Source organism: Maribacter vaceletii (genome assembly GCF_003634105.1).
Classification (GTDB): domain Bacteria; phylum Bacteroidota; class Bacteroidia; order Flavobacteriales; family Flavobacteriaceae; genus Maribacter_B; species Maribacter_B vaceletii.
The window spans coordinates 244743-265888 of record NZ_RBIQ01000010.1; the positions used below are offsets into that span (position 1 = coordinate 244743).

General features: G+C 31.2%; 21 protein-coding genes and 1 other RNA gene. 8 read left to right on the forward strand and 14 right to left on the reverse strand.

Annotation, left to right across the window (positions count from 1 at the left end):
- Nucleotides 1-21 precede the first annotated feature (21 nt).
- Together CLV91_RS14015 and CLV91_RS14020 are read right to left on the reverse strand one after the other, a co-directional pair.
- Nucleotides 22-588 carry a DUF4126 domain-containing protein gene (locus tag CLV91_RS14015; protein WP_121068845.1) on the reverse strand — a complete coding sequence of 189 codons (567 nt, stop codon included), beginning with the start codon at nucleotides 586-588 and terminating at the stop codon, nucleotides 22-24.
- Nucleotides 589-599: 11 nt separating this feature from the next.
- Nucleotides 600-2033: an ATP-dependent DNA helicase gene (locus tag CLV91_RS14020; RefSeq protein ID WP_121068846.1), complete on the reverse strand. Its 1434-nt coding sequence runs from the start codon at nucleotides 2031-2033 to the stop codon at nucleotides 600-602.
- A gap of 101 nt (nucleotides 2034-2134) precedes the next feature.
- Between CLV91_RS14020 and CLV91_RS14025 the strand changes: the two genes are divergently transcribed.
- The 4 genes from CLV91_RS14025 to CLV91_RS14040 are packed head-to-tail and all read left to right on the forward strand — an operon-like array spanning nucleotide 2135 to nucleotide 4626.
- Nucleotides 2135-2782 carry a hypothetical protein gene (locus tag CLV91_RS14025; protein ID WP_121068847.1) on the forward strand — a complete coding sequence of 216 codons (648 nt, stop codon included), beginning with the start codon at nucleotides 2135-2137 and terminating at the stop codon, nucleotides 2780-2782.
- Nucleotides 2763-3593, forward strand: coding sequence for a DUF3822 family protein (locus tag CLV91_RS14030; RefSeq protein WP_121068848.1), 831 nt, complete (start codon nucleotides 2763-2765; stop codon nucleotides 3591-3593). The genes CLV91_RS14025 and CLV91_RS14030 overlap by 20 nt, the downstream gene beginning before the upstream one ends.
- The gene (locus CLV91_RS14035; RefSeq protein WP_121068849.1) at nucleotides 3593-4138 is read left to right on the forward strand and encodes an RsmD family RNA methyltransferase; all 546 of its coding nucleotides are present in this window, start codon (nucleotides 3593-3595) and stop codon (nucleotides 4136-4138) included. The genes CLV91_RS14030 and CLV91_RS14035 overlap by 1 nt, the downstream gene beginning before the upstream one ends.
- A 17-nt stretch (nucleotides 4139-4155) precedes the next feature.
- On the forward strand, nucleotides 4156-4626 hold the full coding sequence (locus tag CLV91_RS14040) for an OsmC family protein (RefSeq protein WP_121068850.1): 471 nt from the start codon (nucleotides 4156-4158) through the stop codon (nucleotides 4624-4626).
- On the opposite strand, the gene rnpB is transcribed toward CLV91_RS14040, so the two are convergent.
- An RNA gene (gene rnpB, locus CLV91_RS14045) (RNase P RNA component class A) lies at nucleotides 4624-4937 on the reverse strand. The two genes, CLV91_RS14040 and rnpB, sit on opposite strands and share 3 nt — an antisense overlap.
- A gap of 136 nt (nucleotides 4938-5073) precedes the next feature.
- On the opposite strand from rnpB, the gene CLV91_RS14050 reads away from it, so the two are divergent.
- Nucleotides 5074-6861, forward strand: coding sequence for a DNA polymerase III subunit gamma/tau (locus CLV91_RS14050; protein WP_121068851.1), 1788 nt, complete (start codon nucleotides 5074-5076; stop codon nucleotides 6859-6861).
- On the opposite strand, the gene CLV91_RS14055 is transcribed toward CLV91_RS14050, so the two are convergent.
- Entirely contained in the window at nucleotides 6853-7203 is a 351-nt protein-coding gene (locus CLV91_RS14055; protein WP_121068852.1) for a transmembrane 220 family protein, read from the reverse strand. The genes CLV91_RS14050 and CLV91_RS14055 overlap by 9 nt on opposite strands.
- A gap of 89 nt (nucleotides 7204-7292) precedes the next feature.
- On the opposite strand from CLV91_RS14055, the gene miaE reads away from it, so the two are divergent.
- Nucleotides 7293-7874, forward strand: coding sequence for a tRNA-(ms[2]io[6]A)-hydroxylase (miaE, locus tag CLV91_RS14060; protein ID WP_121068853.1), 582 nt, complete (start codon nucleotides 7293-7295; stop codon nucleotides 7872-7874).
- Nucleotides 7875-8015: 141 nt separating this feature from the next.
- Here the strand turns inward: miaE and CLV91_RS16965 are convergent, their stop codons facing one another.
- The gene (locus CLV91_RS16965) at nucleotides 8016-9878 is read right to left on the reverse strand and encodes a hypothetical protein (RefSeq protein ID WP_211333227.1); all 1863 of its coding nucleotides are present in this window, start codon (nucleotides 9876-9878) and stop codon (nucleotides 8016-8018) included.
- A 495-nt stretch (nucleotides 9879-10373) separates the two neighbouring features.
- Here CLV91_RS16965 and CLV91_RS14070 point away from each other — a divergent pair, with 495 nt between their 5' ends.
- Nucleotides 10374-11549 (forward strand): helix-turn-helix domain-containing protein, encoded by a 1176-nt coding sequence (locus CLV91_RS14070; RefSeq protein WP_121068854.1) that lies wholly within the window; start codon nucleotides 10374-10376, stop codon nucleotides 11547-11549.
- 16 nt (nucleotides 11550-11565) lie between these two features.
- Here the strand turns inward: CLV91_RS14070 and CLV91_RS14075 are convergent, their stop codons facing one another.
- The 9 genes from CLV91_RS14075 to rpsA form a co-directional block, all read right to left on the reverse strand.
- Complete coding sequence (locus tag CLV91_RS14075; RefSeq protein WP_121068855.1) at nucleotides 11566-12462, reverse strand: Ppx/GppA phosphatase family protein; 897 nt, start codon at nucleotides 12460-12462, stop codon at nucleotides 11566-11568.
- 12 nt (nucleotides 12463-12474) lie between these two features.
- Nucleotides 12475-14544 carry a polyphosphate kinase 1 gene (gene ppk1 / locus CLV91_RS14080; RefSeq protein WP_121068856.1) on the reverse strand — a complete coding sequence of 690 codons (2070 nt, stop codon included), beginning with the start codon at nucleotides 14542-14544 and terminating at the stop codon, nucleotides 12475-12477.
- Entirely contained in the window at nucleotides 14541-15029 is a 489-nt protein-coding gene (locus CLV91_RS14085) for a SixA phosphatase family protein (protein WP_121068857.1), read from the reverse strand. The genes ppk1 and CLV91_RS14085 overlap by 4 nt, the downstream gene beginning before the upstream one ends.
- A gap of 7 nt (nucleotides 15030-15036) precedes the next feature.
- Nucleotides 15037-15684 (reverse strand): pyridoxamine 5'-phosphate oxidase, encoded by a 648-nt coding sequence (gene pdxH, locus CLV91_RS14090; RefSeq protein ID WP_121068858.1) that lies wholly within the window; start codon nucleotides 15682-15684, stop codon nucleotides 15037-15039.
- Between the two features lie 75 nt (nucleotides 15685-15759).
- A complete protein-coding gene (locus tag CLV91_RS14095; protein ID WP_121068884.1) occupies nucleotides 15760-16665 on the reverse strand; it encodes a ribonuclease Z in 906 nt (301 codons plus the stop codon).
- 6 nt (nucleotides 16666-16671) lie between these two features.
- Complete coding sequence (locus CLV91_RS14100) at nucleotides 16672-17004, reverse strand: ribonuclease Z (RefSeq protein ID WP_121068859.1); 333 nt, start codon at nucleotides 17002-17004, stop codon at nucleotides 16672-16674.
- A 2-nt stretch (nucleotides 17005-17006) separates the two neighbouring features.
- Nucleotides 17007-17933 (reverse strand): aspartate carbamoyltransferase catalytic subunit, encoded by a 927-nt coding sequence (locus CLV91_RS14105; protein WP_121068860.1) that lies wholly within the window; start codon nucleotides 17931-17933, stop codon nucleotides 17007-17009.
- A 3-nt stretch (nucleotides 17934-17936) separates the two neighbouring features.
- The gene (gene pyrR / locus CLV91_RS14110; protein WP_121068861.1) at nucleotides 17937-18476 is read right to left on the reverse strand and encodes a bifunctional pyr operon transcriptional regulator/uracil phosphoribosyltransferase PyrR; all 540 of its coding nucleotides are present in this window, start codon (nucleotides 18474-18476) and stop codon (nucleotides 17937-17939) included.
- A gap of 164 nt (nucleotides 18477-18640) precedes the next feature.
- On the reverse strand, nucleotides 18641-20467 hold the full coding sequence (gene rpsA, locus CLV91_RS14115) for a 30S ribosomal protein S1 (protein ID WP_121068862.1): 1827 nt from the start codon (nucleotides 20465-20467) through the stop codon (nucleotides 18641-18643).
- 260 nt (nucleotides 20468-20727) lie between these two features.
- Between rpsA and CLV91_RS14120 the strand changes: the two genes are divergently transcribed.
- Nucleotides 20728-21108 carry a LysM peptidoglycan-binding domain-containing protein gene (locus CLV91_RS14120; protein ID WP_121068863.1) on the forward strand — a complete coding sequence of 127 codons (381 nt, stop codon included), beginning with the start codon at nucleotides 20728-20730 and terminating at the stop codon, nucleotides 21106-21108.
- Nucleotides 21109-21146 lie beyond the last annotated feature (38 nt).

Consider the following 21146-nt stretch of genomic DNA (forward strand, 5'->3'; position numbering starts at 1 on the left):
TTCACGCTATTGATGGTTATATTAATTACTTTTTGGTCTTAATTTTCTATAAATTGAAAATATTATAACCAAAATTATTATTACTAAAACTGCTGCTAATATTGGAGCAAAAATGGAAGCCGTAGTAACTGCTACTGCTGTTCCGGTTTCTATTGTTGCAACAACGGGATTAGCCAATCCTCCTGTAGTTGCAGTAGAAGCCAAACGAGTGGTTGCCCCTGCCCCTTTTATTGCAGTTGCTGTACCACCTCCTGCAATTATTGCCAAAGACCATGTTACTACCGGGTCTAAATTTGCTACAGTAGACACCATCACTGCTGTACCAGCAATAGCTGCCAAAGGTACTGCAAAACTATCTAAAAGATTATCTACCCAAGGAATAAAATAAGCAAACAGTTCTACTAAGGTAGCTACACCTAGCGTAACAACAGCCGCTAAACTACCAATCCATTCCCAGCTATTATTTAGTTCCCAGATATTAAAATAAGAAGCTAAACTTAAAGCAAACAAAGGCAAGAATACTCTAAATCCTACAGATGCTGCTAAACCTACTCCAAGAAATACACTTAAAATTGTTTCTGTTGTCATTTTTTATGCTCTTAATTTTCAAAAAAATTACTCTTAAAACCAATTAAATATAATTGTTTTTTTGCTCTAGTTACTGCAGTATATAACCACCTTAAATACTCTTTATCTATGCCGTTTGGCATATATGGCTGTTCTACAAAAACAGTATTCCATTGCCCACCTTGCGATTTATGACATGTTATAGCATAAGAGAATTTTACCTGCAAAGCATTAAAAAACTTATTATTCTTAACTGCTAAGAATTTTTTATACTTAGAAGATTCCTGCTCATAATCCTTCATTACTTCTTGGTACAATTTGTTCCCATCTTCATAGGATAATGAAGGGGACTCTGCACTAATAGTGTCTAATAAAAGAACAGTTTCAAAAGGTTTTTGGTTAGGATAATCTACCATAGTTACTTTAACCTCTGCAAATTTAAAGCCATAAATTTCTTTAAATCTAAAAATCTCTAAAATTTCAATAATATCCCCATTAGCAATAAAACCAGCTTCAGATTCTGGCTTTAACCAAAAGTAGTTGTTCTTAACCACCATCATATAATCGCCAACCGCAAGTTCATTTTCTAAAAATAAAATTCTACTTCTTATATTTTCATTATAAAGATTTGCTCTTTTATTAGATCGTACTATAAACGCCGTTTCTTCTTTTCCATTTTCAGAGTAAGAGGCATCAATAGCTTCCTGAATTTCATAACCATCCTGCAACCTTACTATATCTTTAAATGACTCTACATTAAATTTAAATGTATCGTAAAAAGAACCTTGCAACTCTTCTCTTAATAAAGTGGCATTTACTAATATTCCGGAATTTTCTGCTTGCCTTACTACCTCATCTAACTCTAATTTAATAACGTCTTTATTATAGTTTAAGGAAAGTTTATCCGCATCCAAAGCAGGACTTAAACTTAAATGTACTGGCGGTAACTGTGCTGTGTCTCCTATTAATATAAGTTTACAATTATGACCAGAATACACAAACTGTATTAAATCATCTAACAAAGAACCATTTTCAAATAATTTAGAATCTGCTGGCCTATCCGGTATCATTGAAGCCTCATCGACAATAAATATAGTGTTCCTATGTTTATTAGGCGCCATAACAAACTGTACGCCTCCTCCACTTTGCTTTTTAGGAAAATATATTTTCCTGTGTATAGTAAAAGCTTTTGTATTGGAATAGTTAGACATAACCTTAGCAGCTCTACCCGTAGGAGCCATAAGAACAGCTTTACTACCTACTTGCCACAAACAACTTACCATGGTTCCTATTAAAGTTGTTTTACCAGTACCTGCAAAACCTTTTAGCAAAAAGACTTGTTCTTTTTCCTTAGATAATATATAGGTAGCTAATTTTTGTAAAGCCACAATTTGCTTTAATGTAGGTTCATGTGGAAACTTAGATTTTAGTAAGCTAAAAAAGGAAGCATCAGTAATAGATTTCATATAACATCAAATATAATCAGGATTTTTTCTAGAAAACCTTTTACGATTAAAAAAAAATTGTAGATTTGTGAGAACCACTAAATATAATTAACACATACAAAATGAAGACCATAATACAAATTGTACTTTGGATTGCGTGCATCGGTTTAGGATATGCTATTTATCAATCAGTTAACGGACCAATCGAATTTAAAAAAGTAAAACAAGAACGTTTTGCAAAAGTTGTTTCTAAATTAAAAGACATTAAAAATTCACAAGAAGCCTATAAAACTGTAACTGGAAAGTATGCAAATGACTTTAAAGGTCTTATTGATTTTGTAGAAAGAGGAAAATATACCATAACACAACAAAGAGATTCTTCTTTCATGCAGTTTGATGAAACGTATCAAATTGATGTCTTAAAAGAAGTAAAAATTATAGATACTCTAGGATTTGTATCTGTAAAAGATTCTTTATTTAAGAAAGATGACCGTTACAAAACTATGATGAATGTTCCTGGTGCTGCAAATGGTGAAAAATTTACTATGAAATCTTCTGTTATTGAAAAAAGTGGCTATAAAGCTCCTGTTTTTGAAGCAAAAGTTGAAAAAAGCGTAGTACTATACGACCAACCTAAAACTCTTTTAGAACGTGAAAATTCTCACGCAAGTGTTGAAGAAGTTAATGGTAGTACAATTAAAGTTGGTTCTCTAGACGAAGTTAGCACAAGTGGTAACTGGCCTCCTATTTATGACAAAAAGAACGAATAATATTACCAACATCGGAGATAACGATTATAAGAAATTGTCCATTCAAATTAGTTTGAATGGACTTTCTTTTTGTATTGCAGATACAATTAGCAATAAAATCATTGCCTCTAAAAGTTTACTTTTTAAAGAAGAAGTAAATCCTAATGCTTTAGTAAAAGAACTAAAGCCTGTTTTAGAAGAAAATAACATAACTGCCCAAAAATTTTCTGAGGTTATCGTTATTCACAAAAACCTATTATACAGTTTGGTTCCTAAGGCATTATTTAATCCAAATGAACTTGAAAGTTATTTAAACTTTAATTCTAAAATTCTTGCTACAGATCTTTTAGCTTATGATGAAATAGAAAATCATGACATAATACCTGTCTATGTTCCTTTTGTTAACATTAATAATTATATATATGACCTTTTTGGAGAATTTACATATAAGCACAATAGTTCTGTAATGATCCAAACGCTTTTAGGACTCTCTAACACCTCCAAAGAAGCTATTTGTTATATTCATGTTTCTGAAAAATATATGGATATAACTATCTTAAAAAACAAAAAAATAATATTACATAACTCTTTTAACTTTAACTCTAAAGAAGATTTTATTTATTACATTCTTTTTACTTTAGAACAACTAAACTTAGATCCAGAAACAGTTGTATTAAAGCTTTTTGGAGCAATAGAAGAAGGAGACAACTTATATGATATAAGCTATAAATACATAAAAAATATAACCATATTTATTCCAAAAAATACGTATCATCCAATAGATGAATCTAATTCTGAGGCAATAGATTTTACAGTTTTAAATGCTTTATAATGCGAATAATCTCTGGAAAACATAAAGGAAGATATTTACAAGCCCCAAAAAAACTGCCTGTAAGACCAACTACAGACATGGCTAAAGAAGCACTATTTAACATATTAAATAACTTATATTATTTAGAAGATCTAGTGGTTTTAGATTTATTTTCTGGAACTGGTAACATTAGTTTTGAATTTGCATCTAGAGGCACCACACAGTTAACAGCAGTAGATGCTAATTATGGCTGCATCCAATACATTGATAAAATTTCAAAAGAATTAGAGTTTACTATTGACACCATTAAGAGTGATGTTTTTCAATATCTAGAAAAAGCAGCGCAAAAAAGCACTGTTATTTTTGCAGATCCACCTTATGATTTATCTATTGAGGATTTTTCTAAAATTCCAGAACTAGTACTTAAAAACAATTTATTATTAGATAATGGCGTATTAATTGTAGAACACTCTAAACATACAGATTTATCTATTTTAGATAATTTTACAAATCAAAGAAAATATGGCGGTAGTGTTTTTAGTTTCTTTGAACAGAACCCGGATTAATCAAGACACCCTTTGCAATGAAAAAACATCATTATAATATAAAAACTGTTTGGACTGGCAATGAAGGTACTGGAACAAAAAACTACAAGACTTACAACAGGAATCACTCTATTAACGGCGAAGGAAAATATACTGAAATACTTGGTTCTTCTGACCCTGCATTCTTAGGAGATAAAACACGCTACAATCCAGAAGACTTGTTCTTATCATCTATCTCATCTTGTCATATGCTTTGGTATTTACACTTATGCGCTACTAATAACATTATTATTACCTCTTATAAAGATAATGCAACTGGTTGTATGGAAGAAAGCCCCAATGGTAATGGGAAATTTACAAGTGTAACCTTAAATCCTTTAATTACCATAACAAATAGCTCTGACAAAGAAAAAGCTATGGCTTTACATGAAAAAGCTAATGAAATGTGCTTTATCGCTAATTCTTGTAATTTTAAAATAAAACATAAAGCTACAATTCTAATAGAATAAAAAAGCAGGCCATAAGCCGGATTCTGTCTTTGTTAAAAAACAAAACCTTATCATTTATCTAGACTATTAGTTACCCAATAGCTCTAACCGCCTACCCTTCAGCTCGGGCGTGCAGCCCTCAAACACTGATTTACGTGACGTTTCACCGTATAGAGTTTACCTGGTTTCACTACAGCATTACCTGTACATACTTTCTGTTGCACTTGTCCGTCCCAATAAATGGGAGACGGGTGTTACCCGCTATACTGCACTATGGTGTCCGGACTTTCCTCTCTTCACACAAGGTGAACAGCGATAAGGAGACCTGCTAACCGCAAATGTAACCTAATTGTTGATAAATATGTAGCTATTATTATTTAAATGAAGTTCTAAATCTAATGCTATTTTTATATTTGTAATACTATACATGTTTCATGTTGTGTAGCATCAGAATTAAAAATAGCATATTTGGAACCTTTTATTGTATCGGCACGTAAGTACAGACCCAAAACATTTAAAGATGTTGTAGGGCAACAAGCTATAACCAATACGCTATTAAATGCTATAGATAGTAATCATTTAGCACAAGCGCTACTTTTTTGTGGTCCTCGTGGGGTTGGTAAAACAACCTGTGCTAGAATATTAGCAAAACAAATAAACCAAGATGATTCTCAAAATTCTGATGAAGATTTTGCTTTTAATATTTTTGAACTAGATGCAGCATCTAACAACTCTGTAGATGATATTCGTAGTCTTATAGACCAGGTTCGCATACCACCACAAGTTGGAAAATACAAAGTATATATTATTGATGAGGTACACATGCTAACGCAATCTGCCTTTAATGCTTTTCTTAAAACTTTAGAAGAGCCTCCTAAACATGCTATCTTTATTTTAGCAACTACAGAGAAACATAAAATAATACCAACTATTTTATCTCGTTGCCAAATATTCGATTTTAAGCGTATCACAGTTAAAGACGCTACGGAATATTTAAAATACATAGCAGAAAATCAGGGGATAAAAGCAGAAGAAGAAGCATTACATATTATAGCACAAAAAGCAGATGGCGCCATGCGAGATGCGCTTTCAATTTTTGACCGTGTAGTAAGCTTTTCTGGAACAACACTTACAAGAAAAGCCGTTACAGAAAACTTAAATGTATTAGATTACGATACATATTTTTCTGCTACAGATTATATCTTAGAACATAACATACCAAAAGCTTTAATTCTTTTTAATAAAACTCTTTCTTTAGGTTTTGATGGCCACCATTTTATAAGTGGTTTAGCATCACATTTTAGAGATTTAATGGTATGCCAACACCAAGAGACAATACCTTTATTAGAAGTTGGAGAGGTAACAAAAAAGAAATACCAAGAACAAGCAAAAAAAGCATCGGCTTCTTTTTTACTTCAAGCATTAGACATTGCAAATGATTGTGACTTAAAGTATAAAACCAGTAAAAACCAACGATTACTTGTAGAACTTACTTTAATGAAGTTATCCTCTATCAATTTTGATGGAGAAAAAAAAAATCCTGAATCCGTAGCATTACACAATAAAACTATTTCATTTATTGCCCCTGCTTCTTTCTTTCATTCTAAAAAAGAGAAATCTTCTACCAATACTGTAAAAACAGAAAATAGCAAACCAATTGTAGAAGAACAACAAGAAACTGTACTACCACAAAATACAGTTTCAACCCTTGAAACCAAAGTATCTACAATTACAAAAGAAGTTCCTACTAAAACTCCTACTCCCAAAAAAATAGATTTAAAAAATCCAACAAAAAGAGTTTCTGGTTTATCTATATCTAGCCTTAAAGCCAAAAAAGAACATGAGTTAAATAAAAAAGAACTCGTAATTGATGAATCTAAACTTCCAAAAGATATTGTATCCGAAGAAAAATTACAGAAACTATGGGCAGAATTTGTTAATGTGATTGATGCTAAAGGACAAAAAATACTAGCATCTAACCTAAATGCAGATATTCCAAAACTTAAAAATGAAACTAGCATACATATAGAACTTCCTAATGATACTATGAGAAAAGAAGTAGAGCGGGAACAATATGAACTCATGGAGTTTTTAAAAAAACAGCTAAATAATTATTTTTTAGAGCTTAAAATTAAAGTAAACGAAACTACAGAAACTAAATTTGCATTTACACCCGAAGAAAAATACGAGAAACTAAGACAAAAAAATCCTGTAATAGATTTACTCCGAAAAGAATTTGATATGGATTTAACCTAATTTTTTCTTAGCTCTAAAAGAAAATATGATAAACATTATAGCCATAATGAGCAATCCAAAAGCCTCTCTAGCCTCTTCAATATTTTTAATATCTCCAGCTCCTATTTCGAAACCCTCAAATTTTTCTGGATACATATAAAAAAATCCAAAAAAACTAATTGCAGCTGTTAAAGCTAACAAAATTGGGTGTATTTTATTTAAAGCAAAAGCAATAGAAAGTATTGTTGCACAAGAATATATAACAATCCAAAGCATTGGATCTGGGTCATTGTATTGTAATAATGCAGAAACAAAACATAATATCCCGTATAAAAAACCTAAATATTCATCTAATTTTTGCATACTAATAAAAAGTAAAATGTATTATATCTTTCAAAGATACTATTTTGATGTGATTATGTTTACTTGTACATTTGATTTCATTTTATATTATGCTAGGACTTAAACTACCAACAGACCCAAGATGGGTTAATATTGTAGAAAAAAATATTGATGAAATACTTACTGACCATGCTTATTGCGAGCAAAAAGCAGCAAGTACAGCTATTTCTTTGATAGTTTCTTTTCCAGAATACACAGAACTTACCCAAGAAATGATAGCTCTTTCTAGAGAAGAAATGGGGCATTTTAAAATGGTTCATGACCGTATATTGGCACGTGGCAAAACTTTAGGAAGAGATCGTAAAGATTCTTATGTAATAGAACTCTTAAAATTTTTTCCAAAAGGTGGTAGCAGAACTACGCAGTTAGTACATAGATTATTATATGCCGCACTAATTGAAGCTCGTAGCTGTGAGCGTTTTAGACTATTATCTGAAGAACTTGAAGATAAAGAATTGGCAGAATTCTATCATAAACTTATGGTAAGCGAAGCTGGGCACTACACTATGTTTTTACAATTTGCAAGACAATATGGGGACACCGAAGAAGTAAATAAAAAGTGGCAAGACTTACTTACTTATGAAGCTGAGATAATGAAAGACCTTGGTAGTAAAGAAACGGTACATGGTTAAGTAAACTACCCCGAGTCAACTCCACGAGGCATTTATTAGGAAACTAATTTTGATTTCGAGGCAAGCCTCGGAGTATTTAAATCTCGATTATCGAGTAAACTATATGTGCATATGCTGGAATTCATTAAAATCAAACCGAAACTATTTTGTCTTTAATTTAGCCTGTTCAAATGTAATATCCTTATAAAGAATTATTTTATCTATCTGTAGAAATTTTGACCTCCCAGATATTTTCAGTGTATAAAATCCTGGTTTATCAAATTTAACCTTCATCCACGGCTGGTCGCCATGTAAATCAAGTTGTCCATTACATTCAAAAATATTTTTACTGCGCCCAACAAATTTGTAAAAACCTTTTAAATTTCCGCGCCCTATTTGAGTAGCATCAGGAAAGTTTATCCAAGCATCATTAGATTTATCTCCTTCAGCCTCTAAAGGTTGCCTCATATACCATTTAACAGTATATGTTCCCGGTTTAGAAATTTCAAATTGGGATATAATCGTTTCTTTATTATCGACTTTTTTATAGTTATTAGCTCCAAAATAAGTAATATATTTATTTCCTGAAGCCGAATTATCCTTAATCATTTTCCATTGCCCATGAAGGTCAAATTTCTCACCTTCAATAACAATTATTTCAGAATCATTACTCCTATCTACTGCTTTTTCGACACAATGAAATTTAAGCTCAGTCCACCTTCCTCTAGAAAATGCAAATTGATTTCCCTCTGGCACTTTACCATTAGAATGAGAGTTAAAAGCTATTTGTATATCATTAATAGCTCTAAGTCTTACATTTCTAAAACTATGATTTTGTACTTCATAATCCTTGGAAGTATCAGAATTACTTACCTCTTTAATTAATTCTCCATTAATAATTAATTTATAAGACGATTCACCATCAATTTCTTTCAATGTTTTGAGTGTCAAATAATAGAGCCCCCTTGGCATTGTAAGTTCTACTTTACTAGCAGCATACATGTTTTGATATTTTGATGCATCAATAGCTAATGCTTTTCTGTGAGAATCAATATAAGGAGCCACATACCCTGGAATATTAATTATAGGAAAATCTTTTATGGCCTCAAGAGTAAACTTATCGTTCTCATCAAGCTTTTTTGTTAAAGCAATACCTTGCACTGCATTTGGTATACCATCTCCTAAAAATAATTTAAATTTTTCTGGGCTTCCATTCTCATCTTCAGTTAATAACCAATACAGCATACCAACGTCTGATATATCAGCTTTACCTGTATCATGAGCCAACATCCTTGTATATAGCCAACGAAGACTCTCATCTTTGTGGTCTCGCATCCAATACCAAGGAGAAAAATTTTTACCAGAACACCACAAAATATCAGGCTCACTACATGCATTTTGATCTTTAATTTTATGATACTGTATACGCTGACCGGATATTCTTTGAATATCAGCCCATGTATGATGCCACTCTCTACGCTTTTCTTTTTCATTAAAACCGCTATGTGAAATAAGTTTTACATGACTCAAAGCTTTTAAACCTCCAATATCGATTGTTTTCTCTACTGCCTGATATACAAATTCGGACAAACCAGCATGCAAAAAATATAGCGGGTCTTCTGCCGTAGACTTTGCCATTTCTTTTGCTAAATGAAGGATAGCTTTTTCTTTTTGCGCTGTAACATCAAAAAAGTTAGAAGAATCAAAATTCCACCGAATAATACCGCCATCACAACTAATTTTGTTTTGGTTTTCACTATCTGGTCCTTCCGGAGCGTCTATAAAATTATTATATGAATAATGCACCAAATTATCTTGCATTTCCTTTTTTGCTAAAACTGCAAGAATAGCAGCGTTAGCACCCCAATCATCTGGGTCACCAATTGGCCATTTATATTCATTATCTGGAGCACTATTACCATCAGCACTTATAGCAATTCTATGATTGTTATAGTCCCAAGCTTGTCCAAAACTCTTTAGGAAAAGAATTTGAATTATTAAAAATATAAAGGTTTTTAATTTCATTTTTAAATTTTCTATAACGGTTCTTGAAACCGTTCTAAAGTTAATACCTGCATTATATTAGTAGTTAAATAGTCTTGTTTAAAGTTAATTTTCATGAGGCACCATAATATATTAACAAAAAACACATTTCAATAAGGACTATAAAATTTTTCTGATTTGACAATAAATCTTCTTCACGATTATCAATATCTGCCTTAACTTCTTTCCAAAATTTGAACATATGTACTTATAGAACCTACTAATACAATTTTTAAATTTATATATGGCGTGTTCTTTTACAAAATAATTTCTTCTTTATTTCACAAAGCCATATACAATAGTATGCTTAATTGAAATAAAAAAACTGCTAAATCTATAATTTTGGGTTATAAAACGGTGATTGCAACAGTTACTAACCACCTTTAAACTATTAATTATCAACAACTAAACACTCTATATAACAATTATATTATGTAATATATACATTAAAGTAAAATCGTAGTATTTTTGTATCCTATGATAACCGAGAAAGAAAAAAAGTCTATTAACAAAGCACTTAATCAAATTTGCTCGCATAGAATTTTTTTAAACTCACCTACACATATTTTATTATTAAAATACCTAGTTAAAAAAACAATTAATGAAGAAGAAATAAATGAAGTTACTATTGGAAGTAATCTTTATGGAATTGATTATTCAGAAAACAAACGAAATAGTACCGTCCGTTCCTACATGTATAAACTTCGTAAAAAACTAACGGAATACTACAAAGAAACGGAGGGGAATGAAGATATTATTTTCGAGATTATTAAAGGACAGTATAATCTAAGTTTCTTGTCTGTTGATGAGTATTACAAATCTAAGCCCAACTACAGTAAATCAGTAAAGATTCCGACAAAATATATTAAACTAGCATTCGTATTTTTAATAATTACAATAGCATCTTTATTAGTTATCCAGAAATACTTAAAAAAACCAAGTTTTATATGGGAAGACTATTTTAGGAAAGGCGCCAAAAATTTACTTGTACTTTCTGACCAATTCATAGTTTATGAAAAGCTAACTGACGGTAAAACTTATGGGGTTTCATACCCAGAAATTAATAATTATAATGATTTTATTAAATACACAAAAGCGCACACTGATAAAGAGTTAAGTACAACAGATTATACACTAATGTCTAAGATGGCACCGTATACAACTAAGGCTCTAAGTTATTGGTTCTGTTCTAATGATTCTGATTTTCAACTAGAACTGGAGAGCAAACTTAAATATAAAGACATACAAAACCACAATATTTTATTTATAGGACAGTATAAAACGATGAATTTATCTAAATCATTATTCTTAAAAAAAAGTAAAATATTTGCTACTTTTAATGACGGATTTAAGTACACAAAAGACGGTATCGAAAAAATTTATAACACCGAATTTAGCGCTAATGAAAAAGTGGAATACGCAATGGTTTCTTACACATCCCTAAACCCTAATAAAAGTGCTTTATACTTTGTATCAAACAATGATATTGGTGTAATGGCCACTGTAAGAAAATTTACTAACAAAAAATGGCTAGCAACATTTAAAAGTGAATTACAAGGTAAATCACAACATTTTAATGCTCTTTTTCGTGTAAGTGGATTACAACGAACAGATATTAGTTGTGAATTAATTAAATTAGAAATAGTAAATTAGTTAAATCACTTTTAACCTAGGCTTTTTTCTTTTTAGAATGATAAAGCGTTTTTATTATACCATCTGACAATCCTATTTTAGGAACATATATTTTCTTGACAACACTCCACTTTGCAGCCGATAGAAATATCCGTGCGGCTGGTATAATAACATCTGCCCTATCTGGATTTAAACCTAATTCTGATATACGATTCTCATAACTTAAACTATCTAAAAACTTGTATTGTGCATTAAGCCATATATAAGAAAGTGCTTGTCCTTCTTTCCTACCAGACATTTTATGTAACTTATTAATGTTTCCTCCAGAACCAATAATAGAAAGTTTTTCTAAACTATCTGTATTAGTTTCTATCCATTTTTTAAGGTTATCCCAAACTTCTTGTTTTACCATATCATTTAACAAACGTACAGTACCTAATTTAAATGATTTAGATATTTTTATTTTTCCATTAGTGAATATGGTAAATTCTGTACTACCACCACCAACGTCTATATACAAATAAGACTGATCCTCCTTGATTAAACTTTTTAAATCTGTAGATGCAATAATTGCAGCTTCCTGTTTTCCGTTAATTAAATCTATAGAAACACCAGCTTCTTTTTTTATTTTCTCAATAATTTCTGTACCATTACTTGCTTCTCTCATTGCAGATGTGGCACAAGCCCTATAATCTTCTACTCCTGCAACCTCCATTAAAAGTTTAAAGGCTTTCATAGATTTTAGCATTCTAATTTCGTTTTTCTCGGATATTTCTCCTTTTGTAAAAGAGTCTTCTCCTAAACGAACAGCAACACGTACTAATGCACTTTTTCTAAACTGCGTTTTTTTTCCTTCTTCCTCTATTACGTTATGTGTTAATAAACGTATTGCATTAGAGCCTATATCTATTGCTGCAAATTTTCTAACCTTCAAATTTCTGCCTTTTTATTGCAAATTTAATTTATTTAAATAATAGTTGTAGCTTACAAACTGAGATCTACTTGCCTCTTCTCCTCCTTCTTTATAAGCATTATCTTGTTTGTCTGAAAAAATACGAGCTTTAACATTATCATTCCAACAAATATCAAACGTATCTAAAATTTCTTTTTTAATATCTTCATCATAGATTGGGCATCCTACCTCTACTCTATTGTCTAGATTCCTTGTCATCCAATCCGCAGAAGATATATACACTTTAGAATCTCCGTCATTACCAAAAATAAAAACTCTAGAATGTTCTAAAAATTTATCTACTACACTAATTGCTTCTATATTTTCACTCATTCCTTTTACACCAGGAATTAAGCAACAGATTCCTCTAATTATCAATTGTATTTTTACCCCCGCATTACTAGCTTCATATAATTTATCAATCATTTTATACGATGTAAAGCTATTCATCTTAATTTTAATAAAAGCCTCTTTACCTTCGTTGGCATTTTGTATTTCCTTTTCAATGAATTTAATAAATGTACTTTTTGTATAATGTGGAGAAACTATTAAATGTTTGTATTTATTAATTTTATAGGTAGTCTCAAAAAAGTCAAAAACTTTATTTAACTCCTTCAAAATTGCATCATGTGCAGTAAACAACGTAAAATCTGTATATATTTTAGCGGTAGACTCGTTAAAATTACCAGTACTAACAAAGCCATATCTTTTTAAACCATTTTCTTCTTCACGCTCTACTAAACATATTTTACTATGTACTTTTAACCCTGGAACTCCGAAAATTAATTTAACACCTTCTGACTGTAATTGCTCAGCATATTCAATATTTGCTTGCTCATCAAAACGTGCTTGTAATTCTATTTGTACTGTTACTTGTTTCCCATTCTTAACTGCATTTATTAGACAAGCTGCCACTTGAGAATCGTTTGCAAGTCTATAAACAGTAATTTTTATAGACCTTACATTTGGGTCTAAAGCTGCTTCTCTTAAAAATTTAATTATATAAGAAAAAGTATGGTATGGTGTATATAATAAATAGTCTTTTTTAGCAATAGACTCTATAATACTACCTTCGGTATTTAAGCCTTTAACAGGCAAAGGTTTTATTTTGTCGTATAACAAATCTTGTCTTCCCAAGCTTGGAAACCCCATATAATCTCTACGGTTATGGTAACGCCCGCCGGGAATAACACTATCTGTATCTTCCACTTCCATTTTTTCTTTTAGATAGGATAAGGTATCTGCCCTTATACTTTTATCATACACAAAACGTACTGGGTCACTAACTTTTCTATGTTCTACACTAGAGGATATTTTTTCTATAAAACTCTTACTTAAATCGTTATCAATATCTAATTCTGCATCTCTGGTAATTTTAATCATATGCGCAGAAATAGACTCATAATCGAACATAGTAAATATACTACCAAGGCAATATCTAATTAAATCATCTAATAGTATAATATAGTCTTTATCTCCTTCTTTAGGAAGAACTACAAAACGATCTATCCCTTTAGGAATTTCTATTAAAGCAAACCTTTTTAGTTTTTTCCCTTTTTCTTCTTTTAAAAGTATTCTTACAGCCAAATATGCTGCGGTATCTTTTAGGGTAGGAAACTTATTTACATCACTTAAAATAATAGTCATTAGTTGCGGACCTACCTTTTGCAAAAAATAATTTTTGGCAAACTCTTTTTGACTATCGTTGAGTTCCGTTTCTTTTATTATAAAAATATTTTGCGCCTCTAGTTCCTCTTCTACCTTTTTTAATATTCCTAAACTTTTTGTTTGCTGATAAATTACGATTTTAGTTATCTCTTCTAAAAGGTCCTTAGCTTTTTCGCCGCCCAAGACACTTTTTCCATTCTTACCAGCCTCTACAATACGCTTTACAGTAGCATACCTAACTTTAAAAAACTCATCTAAGTTGTTAGAAAAAATTCCTAAAAAACGCATGCGTTCTATTAAAGGAACATTAGTGTCTGCACTTTCTTGTAGCACCCTTTCATTAAATAACAACCAACTTATTTCTCTATTTATGTATTGATTCTTATTTTTTATCATACCCTTAATTGTTTTGGAAAAATGACTTGTTTTGTTATTCCTTTAGTAACAGAAGACCATTTATCTTCGTTAAATTGTAAATGTACCAAACCGCTGGTCGGAACGTTTTCAATATAGTTATTTCCTAAAGAATTAGCAATATGCGTAAACGCATAATTATGTCCAAATATTACTATTGTATTTAAATTATTATCTATCGTTTTTACAAAAGAAAGAACACTTTCCCCAGAAAAATCATACAACTCATTGGAAATCTGAAAATTAGAAAAATCATGTTTTAGCTCTCTACAAAATATCATACTTGTATGTAACGCTCTATTTGCAGGACTAGAAAACACGTAGTCTATATTTAATTGTTGTTTTCTTAACACTTCAGCTACCAAAAAAGCATCATTAATGCCTCTTTCTTTTAGCGGACGGTCTTTATCCTTTACATTATACTCCCAAGAAGATTTACCATGACGAACTAAAATTAAATTTTTCATACACAATTTATGGGGCTAAACGTTCTACTTTCCAGTTAAAATCTTCTTGTATTTCAAAACGGATTCTATCATGTAATCTATTAGGTCTTCCTTGCCAAAATTCCATCGATACAGGTTTTACAATATAACCACCCCAATACTCTGGACGCTTTATTTCTTTATTTTGATATTCCTCCTCTAATTTTTTTAGTTTTCCTTCTAAAACTTCCCTAGAAGCTATAACATTACTTTGGTTAGATACAATTGCCCCTAATTTACTGCCATCTGGTCTAGACTCAAAATAGCCATCCGATAGGTTTTTTGCAATTTTTTCGGCTCTTCCTTTTATAATTATTTGGCGTTCTAAATTTGGCCAAAAAAAAGACAAGCACACATTAGGGTTTTCAGAAATTGCTTTCCCCTTTTCACTGGTATAATTGGTATAAAATATAAAACCCTCGAAAGTATATTTTTTTAAAAGCACGACTCGGTTTTTTGGATAACCATCTAAACCTATCGTGGAGACTGTCATTGCATTAGCTTCATCTACTCCTTTAGAAGCTTCCACCTCATAAAACCACTTCTGAAAAACCTCCATTGGGTTATCTGAAATAGCTTCCTCTACAAGTTCACTTTTCTCGTAGGATTTTCTATAATTACCTAAGTCTTTTTGCATTATTTTCTAGTCTATTTACAAGATACACAAAGTTCTGCAAAAGAAGGGACAAAGAAAAAAATGAGAGGGTATTTATTAAAATTCAAAGACTTTTCCGTCTTCCGCTAAATGCACATTAGCAAAAACTTCTTGCGCCTCTGTTTTAAATAACTCTATAGATTTATATCTGGTAGAGTAATGACCTAAAACCAGAGTGCCAACTTCAGCATCTTTTGCAATAGTAGCTGCTTCTTTTGCTGTAGAATGCTTTGTTTTAACCGCTAAATCTTCTTGCGTATGTAAAAAAGTAGATTCATGGTAAAGAGCTGTAGTATTTTTAATAATTGGAACTATATCTGGCTTATACGCCGTATCACTACAAAAAGCATAGCTTTTAGGAGCATCTGGATCTATTGTTAGTTCTGAATTTGAAATAGTTTCTCTAGTATCTAAAGTAATATCTTTTCCACTTTTTATTTTTTGATAGTAGACTTTATCAATTTTATACTTTTCTACCGCTTCTACATGTAACTTTCTAAGCCCTTTTTTTTCTTTAAACAAATATCCATTGGTATATACTCTATGGTTTAAAGGGATAGTTTCTACAGTAACTTTATCATCCTCATACACCAACACAGATTCTTTAGCTGTAATCTCATGAAAATACAAATTATAATTAGTCCATGAATCTCCTAGTTTAAGAAGCATCGTAATTGCTTCTTTTATTCCCTTAGGACCATGAATATGCAATTCTTTGTCGCGTCCTAATAATCTAAATGTAGAAACTAAACCAGGCAAACCAAAAAAATGATCCCCATGTAAATGTGAAATAAAAATATGATTTATTCTAGAAAATTTAATCTTATGCTTACGTAATTGCACTTGTGTTCCCTCGCCACAATCTATTAAAAACATATGGTTTTTAATTTCGAGTAATTGCGCTGTTGGGTTTGTTAATGTCCTTGGTGTAGCTGCATAACAACCTAATATGGTTAGCTTTATCATTAATTAAAAATCAAGATCTCTTTCTATTTCTTCCATTTCTATAATATCTTTTGCTTCCTGTATGGTAGGAACTACGCAAAGCTCTTCTGGAACGTCGTCATAAGATACTTTATTAGTAACTAATACAAAAGATTTTTTTAAAGCTCTATGATTATTTGATAAATGCAAAAATTCTAATACATCATTTGCAGTAATTGCATCAAAAGAAAAAAGATTTACAATAATATTATCCTTATTTATTTTAGAATATTCTTTATTTAAATTATCCAAAAACACATTTAAAGTTATATTTTCCTGAAAAACAATAGTAGTATTTCCTTCTTTAGTAAAAATCATGATTATTTAATTTTTGCTGCTAATAAGTAAATTACAGCCATACGAATGGCTACTCCATTTTCTACTTGATTTAAGATTATAGATTGTTTAGAATCTGCTACATCACTAGTTATTTCTACCCCCCTATTTATTGGGCCTGGGTGCATAATTACTATTTCTTTATCTAAACTATTTAATAATGCCTTATTTACTCCATATTGTTGTGTATACTCTCTTGTAGTTGGGAAATAACTAATATCTAACCTCTCATTCTGAATACGCAACATATTAGCAACATCGCACCAATTTAAAGCTTTTCTTAAATTAGTCTCTACCTCTACTCCTAAAGACTCTATATATTTTGGTATTAATGTTTTAGGCCCACAAACTTTAACATTAGCTCCAAGCAATTTTAGTGCAAAAATATTAGATAACGCTACTCTAGAGTGCAAAATATCGCCAACGATAACCACATTTTTTCCTGCAACATCTCCAAATTTTTCTCTAATAGAAAAGCTATCCAATAAGGCTTGTGTTGGGTGCTCATGTGCCCCGTCTCCTGCGTTTATTATAGCAGCTTTTACATGTCTAGACAAGAATATCCCTGCACCAGGATTTGGATGACGCATAACAACCATATCTACTTTCATAGATAATATGTTATTCACCGTATCTATTAAAGTTTCTCCTTTTTTAACGGAAGATTGTCCTGCAGAAAAATTAATTACATCTGCAGAGAGTCTTTTCTCTGCTAACTCAAAAGAAAGTTTTGTTCTTGTACTGTTCTCAAAAAAGATATTCGCAATATTTATATCTCTTAAAGAAGGTACTTTTTTAATAGACCTATTTATTACTTCTTTAAAATGATCAGCAGTTTCAAAAATGAGTTGTATATCTTGTTCTTTTAGATATTTTATTCCCAGTAAGTGGTTTACACTTAGTTCGCTCATTTCTTATTTATTTATTAAATATATAACATCTTTACCATCATTCTCCTCCCACATTACCTGCACTTTTTCATCATTTATAGCATCTACCTGCCTTCCTCTATAATTAGGTTGTATTGGCAAATGCCTACTAAATCTGCGATCTATTAAAGTTAGTAACTCTACTTCGGAAGGTCTACCAAAACTTTGTATTGCTGTTAACGCAGCTCTTATGCTTCTACCTGTGTATAAAACATCATCTATTAAAACTACTTTCTTATCTTCTACTAAAAAGTCTATTTTGGTTTTTGTAGCTTCTAGAGTTTTATCTCCTCTTCTAAAATCATCTCTATAAAAAGTAATATCTAGATAACCTAATTCTATCTCCTTAACCCCATACTCTTCCCTAAGTATTTTAGTTAGCCTATCTGCCAAGAATTTTCCTCTAGGCTGAATTCCTATTAGAACAGTATTTTTAAAATCTAAGTGACTTTCGAGAAGCTGACAAGCTAATCGATGTAGGATGATGTTTATTTCTTTTGAGGAAAGTAGAACTTTTTTACTCATGCATTAGGTTCTATACACTTTTTGAAATACAAAAATAGGGAATTATCATTAAAGAAAAAGAAAATGCACGAATGCATTCCTAAAATTTAAAAACAAAAAAGCCCAAACATGAGTTTGGGCTTTTTGATTCTACTTAGTAGAATAAGATTATTAAGAATGTTGCATTACGCTTTACCTTCCATTTTATCTTTTAACGCTTGTAACGCTTCATTAGCATCTCCTAAAGTAGGCTTAGCTTCATCTGCAGCAGCAGCTTGTCTCTTAACAGCAGCTTTTACATTACGTTTTTCTTCTTCTCTAAAGATTGCAGTATGACTTGCAACTACACGCTTAAAGTCTTTATTGAATTCAATGATTTTAAATTGAGCTTCGTCTCCTTTGCCTAATTTTTTACCATCTTCTTTCTCTAAATGACGTTGCGGTACAAAAGCAACAATATCTTCGTTGAATTCAATTGTAGCTCCTTTATCTACTACATCTGCAATAGTTGCTGTATGTACAGTATCTAAAGCAAACTCAGCTTCATATTTATCCCAAGGATTAGCAGTAGTTTGTTTGTGTCCTAAACTTAATTTACGACCTTCAACATCTAATTCTAATACTTCAACTTCTAATTTATCCCCTACAGAAACAAATTCTGATGGGTGCTTAATTTTCTTAGTCCAAGATAAATCAGAAATATAAATAAGACCATCAATACCTTCTTCTAGCTCAACAAAAACACCAAAGTTTGTAAAGTTTCTTACAATACCACTGTGCTTAGAACCTACTGGGTACTTAGAAGTAATATCTGTCCAAGGGTCTGGCGTTAATTGCTTAATACCAAGAGACATTTTACGATCATCTCTATCTAGAGTTAAAACAACAGCTTCAACCTCATCTCCTACTTTTACGAAATCTTGTGCAGAACGTAAGTGCGTAGACCATGACATTTCTGAAACGTGAATTAATCCTTCAACACCTTCAACAACTTCGATAAATGCACCGTAATCAGCGATTACAACTACTTTACCTTTTACTTTATCACCAATCTTAATTTCATCAGATAAAGCTTCCCAAGGATGCTTCTCTAATTGCTTAAGACCTAATTGTATTCTAGATTTGTTTTCATCAAAGTCTAAAATTACAACGTTTAATTTCTGATCTAACTCAACAACCTCATTTGGATGATTAATTCTACTCCAAGAAAGATCTGTAATATGTACTAAACCATCAACACCACCAAGATCAATAAACACACCGTAAGAAGTAATGTTTTTAACAACACCTTCTAATACCTGTCCTTTTTCTAATTGACCAATGATTTCTTTTTTCTGTTCTTCAATATCAGCCTCAATAAGTGCTTTATGAGAAACAACAACGTTTTTAAATTCGTGGTTTATTTTTACAACCTTGAATTCCATTGTTTTATTTACATACTGATCGTAATCGCGAATTGGCTTCACATCTATCTGAGAACCTGGTAAGAATGCTTCGATTCCGAAAACATCTACAATCATACCACCTTTAGTTCTACACTTAACAAAACCACTAACGATTTCTTCTTTATCATGTGCAGCATTAACTCTATCCCAAGCCATGATTGTTCTTGCCTTTCTATGAGAAAGAACTAACTGACCACTTTTGTCTTCACGGATGTCGATTAATACTTCAACCTTGTCTCCTACTTTTAAATCTGGATTGTATCGAAACTCATTTAAAGAAATAACTCCTTCAGATTTAGCATTAATGTCAATAATTGCTTCACGATCCGTAAGGTAAACTACTGTTCCTTCTACAACTTCTTCATCTGCAGTATCAACGAAGTTTTCAGATACAAGCTTTTCAAACTCTTCTAATTTAGAGTCTTCCACTTTTTCAATTCCTTGTTCGTACTTTTCCCAGTTAAAATTTTCTAAAAATTCCTTAGGATCTTGTACAGGTGCTACCACCTTTGTTTCTTGTGTTTCTACAGTTTCTTCTGCAGGAACATTTGTATTTTCTTCAGCCATTTGAAGATTTAAATTTGTATTCTGTAATTTTACAAGAGCTAAACAATTATCACAGAAGTTGTTATGTTTGTTTTTATTTAATTCCTTTTCCTCTTGATTCTTTGTAAAAAAGGTGTGCAAAAATAGTCTTTATTTATCATTTTACCAACCTTTTTAGCACCTGTGAAATATTTAATTTAGAATTAAGCTTTTTTTTAGGATTAATTGTGCTATTTATTAGTATATTGAGCTATAAATATTAACCGTTTTAAAAAATTATTATGAGCGTTAAAGCAAAATACCAAGGAGTATTAAATCTAGGTGAGCAATTAGGAATAAAAAATGGAGATGTATCTGAAGAAGGTGGTGTCTTAAAGATAAAAGGTGAAGCTAATACTCCATACGAGAAAAACTTATTATGGGATAAAATAAAAGAATTAGGTGGTGAAAGTGCTAGCGACATTAAAGCTAATATTACAGTTACTGACAGTTCTGTATACCACAGACATACTGTTAAAGGTGGTGAGTCTTTAAGTAAAATTGCAAAGCACTATTATGGTGATGCAATGAAATACAAAGAAATTTTTGCTGCTAACACTAGTATTTTAAAAAACCCAGATGTTATACACCCAGACCAGGAATTAGTTATTCCAAACTTGTAAAAAAAGTAAATTACTTATAAAAAAGGACGCTACTTAGC